Annotated in this window: 2 protein-coding genes; both read right to left on the reverse strand. The window is 40.8% G+C overall.

Features of this window, described 5'->3' with window-relative positions; genetic code table 11:
• Positions 1 to 132: 132 nt before the first annotated feature.
• Positions 133 to 1,383: an ABC transporter substrate-binding protein gene (locus tag UB32_RS10565; protein WP_052807011.1), complete on the reverse strand. Its 1,251-nt coding sequence runs from the start codon at positions 1,381 to 1,383 to the stop codon at positions 133 to 135.
• Between the two features lie 4 nt (positions 1,384 to 1,387).
• Positions 1,388 to 3,748 (reverse strand): glycoside hydrolase family 65 protein, encoded by a 2,361-nt coding sequence (locus UB32_RS10570; protein ID WP_044393612.1) that lies wholly within the window; start codon positions 3,746 to 3,748, stop codon positions 1,388 to 1,390.
• Between the last annotated feature and the right edge of the window lie 394 nt (positions 3,749 to 4,142).

The raw sequence follows: 4,142 nt of genomic DNA on the forward strand, positions 1-4,142 counted from the left end.
CTCGAGGGGCTAGGCACTGGAGCTAGACAATTCTCGAAGTGGATTATACTTTCTTATTCTATAAAAGAAAGAGGGCACTAAAGCCCTCTGCTTAGTACAGTTTAAACTTTTCTGCTAAAAACGATATCTTTTTTATTCCTGGCGTGCGATTTCATCATTTGCTTCTTGTTCCGCATCTTTCATCGCCTGCTCAACTGACTTATCGCCATTCAGTGCAGCCATGAACTGGTTATCGAATGCCTGTGAAATAACTGGCAGGTTCACACCTGAAGACCAAACGGTTCCATACTCTGCACCTTCAACATGCGCTTTCAGAACTGGGTCTTCATTAACCTTCATTTCTTCAGATGTAGAGATGCGTGAAGGAAGAGTTCCAGAACCTTCGCTCCATTGTTTTAGGCCATCACCAGTCATATAGTTAATGAATTCAACTGCTGTTTCTTTATTCTCTGAATCTTTGGCAATTGCATAACCAACAGTGAAGGTCATTGTTTGCTCTTTCCCATTAACCTTAGGGGCTGGAAAAACTTGATATTTTACGTCACTGTAATCTGTTTTCAAGGCGCTCAATACCCAGTTTCCTTCAATCATGAAGACAGCTTTATTCACGCCAAACGCTGCCCCTGCCCAGTCAACACCAAGATCCGTTTTTGGGTTTGCAAGATAACCTTTATCCTGTCCTTCCACAAGAGATTCAAGATATGAAATTGCTTCGGGGCTAGAAGTGAAATCTGCTTTTCCATCTTCTGTTACCGGATTCAAGCCACTTGCAATCATAGCACTAAGGTGGCGTGCCATTGTATTATCGAATACCATTGCAGCCTGGCCTTTATCCAATTTTGCCTGTACTTTCTCAGAAAATTCGAGAAGTCCTTTCCAGTCAGAAGGGATATCTTCAACATTGAAGCCTGCTTTTGTTAGTAGGTCAGTATTCACATAAAGTGATAAAGTAGAATAGTCTTTCGGTAAAGCGTATAGCTTTCCATCTTCCCCTTTGAAGGAATCAATCAGGGGCTCATAGAAATCTTCCTGGTTTTTTGCTTCATTTGAAATGTCTGCGAGGACACCACTTTTGATGAACTTAGGTGCAGCGTATGCTTCCATATAAAAAACATCCGGAGCATTTTTCGCTGCAAAACGTGCAGTTAGGGCATCCTGGAAATTATCCTGGATCACTTCCACTTTCACATTTTTTCCTGAAGCTTTTTCAAAGCTGTCAATTGTTGCTTCGAGCGCCTTTGTCTCAGCTGGAGAAGAACCCCATACTGCAAGGGTAATTTCATTTCCACCTTTAGCATTATCAGTCTTTTCGGACGAAGAACTACAAGCTGAAAGTCCAACCATCAAGGATGTTGCTAGTGCAAATGCCGCTATTTTTTTCATGCTTTTAAACCTCCACATTTTGTTTTTTATAATTTATTTTTGTTTCACCAGTTACTTCATACTTCTGTCCAAACACTTCAATAATTAGAGAGACTTCTTTTTCTGTAGTTATCGTCAATGTAGAATGATCCATGTGCAGTTGTAGCTTACTTCCCTGCCAATTGATGGTAAAACTTAAGTCCTTCCAGTGCTTTGGCAATCTTGGATTGATTCTCAGCTTTCCATCCACCATTCTTACTCCGCCAAATCCTAGAACTACAGATTGCCAAATGCCCCCAAGTGATGCGGCGTGGACTCCATGGTCAGATGAATTCATTGCAGGACCTAAATCAATTTCTGTTGCTCTCCTGAACAAGGAGTATGCCAATTCTTCTCTGCCAAGGTCATTTGCAAGAATGGCATGTGTGGAAAGGCTAAGCGATGAATCATGCAGCGTTTTTGGCTCATAGTAATCAAAGTTTGCCTGTTTCACTTCAGGGCTGAATCTATTTTCAAGTATCAGAAACAGGATCATGATGTCTGCCTGCTTGGAAACCTGGATTTCATTCACCTGCTCAAGATTATAATCATTGAAAAGTGTTCCTACTTTTGACTGGTTCTTATATTTTTCAAGATCGATTACCCTTTTGTTCAGGTACGTATCATCCTGTGGGATCACCATATCTTCCTTTCGTGGCTGTGGCAGATAAATCTTTTCGAGCTTTTCTTCCCATGATTTATACGAATCTGTCAATTTAAGCTTGGATTCAAGACCTTCGAGAATTTCCGGATTTTTTCCTTTCAATTCTTCATAATATTTCATCGCAAGGCTGATATTGAAATGAGCCATATGATTCGTAAATGCATTGTTGTCCACATGCTCTTTATATTCATCCGGTCCAACGACGTTATTGATCTGGTACTCTTGCTTCTGCTCGTTCCACTCCAGTCGGCTTGCCCAGAAACTAGCAGTATCAAAAATGATTTCATAGCCGTATAGATTCATGAACTCCTGGTCATTCGTGATTTTATAATATTGCCAAACAGCAAAGGCAATATCCGCCGTAATATGCTGTTCAATAAATCCTGACCAGATTTTGGTCTGCTTACCTGTCACGATATCCACAGCTCCCCAGATCGGCGTTACTTCGCCATCTGTCGGCCAGGCCGCTTCCCATGGATACATAGTTCCTTCATACCCGTTCTCTGCTGCTTTTTTCCTAGCCCCTACAAGGCCGTGGTAGCGGTATTTCAGCAGTGATTTTGCCACTTCTGGATTAGAGTAGATAAAGAATGGAATGATGAACACTTCTGTATCCCAGAATGAATGTCCTTTATAGCCCTCACCGCTTAAAGCTTTTGCCCCGATGCCCATTCGCTCATCATGGGCCGGTGTCATGACAGTTAAATGATAAATGGCAAACCTTAAAGCCAATGCATCAAATGGATCCTCACTGTTCACCGTAAAGTTGTACTTGTTCCAAACTTTTGCATCCCAAGCAGCAACATGCTCCTTATATACATTTTCATATCCTTTTAAAGAAGCTGTGCGAAGATTTTCCATCGACTTTTCACGCAATAACTCTAGTTGATATTCTTGTGCGGCATATTCTTTATCGCGACTGGTATGGATGGTTGTCAGTTTCTCCATGGCCAGAGTGTCACCGGGCTGCAAATCCAGGCTGTATTGAAGCCAAACTTTCCGGCGATCCATTCCCATTATTGGCTCAACATCTACTTTAATGCCATTTACAGAAAGTTCATGGGCAGTGTTCAGCACAACATCTACTTTTGATTCAGTTGTGGTTTGCACCAGCTGGATGAATTTCTTATCAAATATTCTCTTGTCGCCTTCATGGAAGTGCTGGACACCCGAATTTGTCATTTGTGAGTCGATGCCTGAATCAAATCCAATGGAAACAGGATGTGTAAGCGACTCTACTTCCATTTTCATCCCGATCAAGTGAAGATTATCGAGTGATACAAATCTTCGGAAGTTAAAACGCAACTCTTTTCCTTTAGGTGACTTCCATTCGAAGCTTCTTATCAGTTCGGCAGTTTTTAAGTTTAGTTGTTTTACATAATTTTTTACGGAGCCAAATTCCAAGCTGAAACGCTCACCGTCAATCGTGATATTAACGCGTGTAATATCCGCGATATTTGGCAATTCTGTTACTTCATTCCTATCAAACTTATTAAACGTTCCTGCTACAAATAGGTTTCTTGTCTCCTCAAGGTAGGGCTCCTCAGCCACAGACCTCAAGCCCATGTATCCATTCCCAAGATACATAATGGATTCTGTCTTTCCCAGGGTGTCAGCAGAAAAGGAAACATCTGAAACAACCCAGTTTGCATATTTTCCTTTTCCTAAATCATAATTCATCATTACCCAACAAAACCTCCTTCGAAAACGTTTTAGTATAGGTGAAAAAAATAAAACGTTCTCTGTTCGATATGTTTACTTCTTGCAGTCAGAAATGACAGCGGTTTCTGAAAACGTTTTCGGTCATCTCTAAAAAAATATAGACATGCGTATCTCATTTTTGAACGTTTTCCGAAAACGTTTTAGGTTTATTACACTTTTAAGTATATTTCGTTACTTTTGTAAAGTCAATTTTAATTTTGTGAACTTTTTGTTGAGCGGTTCTCGTAACAACTGTTGTGTTGCCACAAGAACTGCTCCAATAAGGACCTGTTTTTTATAGAATAAGAAAGAAATTTAACTTCGAGAATTGTCCAGCTCCAGCGCTTGTCGGGGCTGACCAAGGCGCTTGCGCTTT

This window comes from Mesobacillus subterraneus (assembly GCF_000934845.1).
Classification (GTDB): Bacteria; Bacillota; Bacilli; order Bacillales; family Cytobacillaceae; genus Mesobacillus; species Mesobacillus stamsii.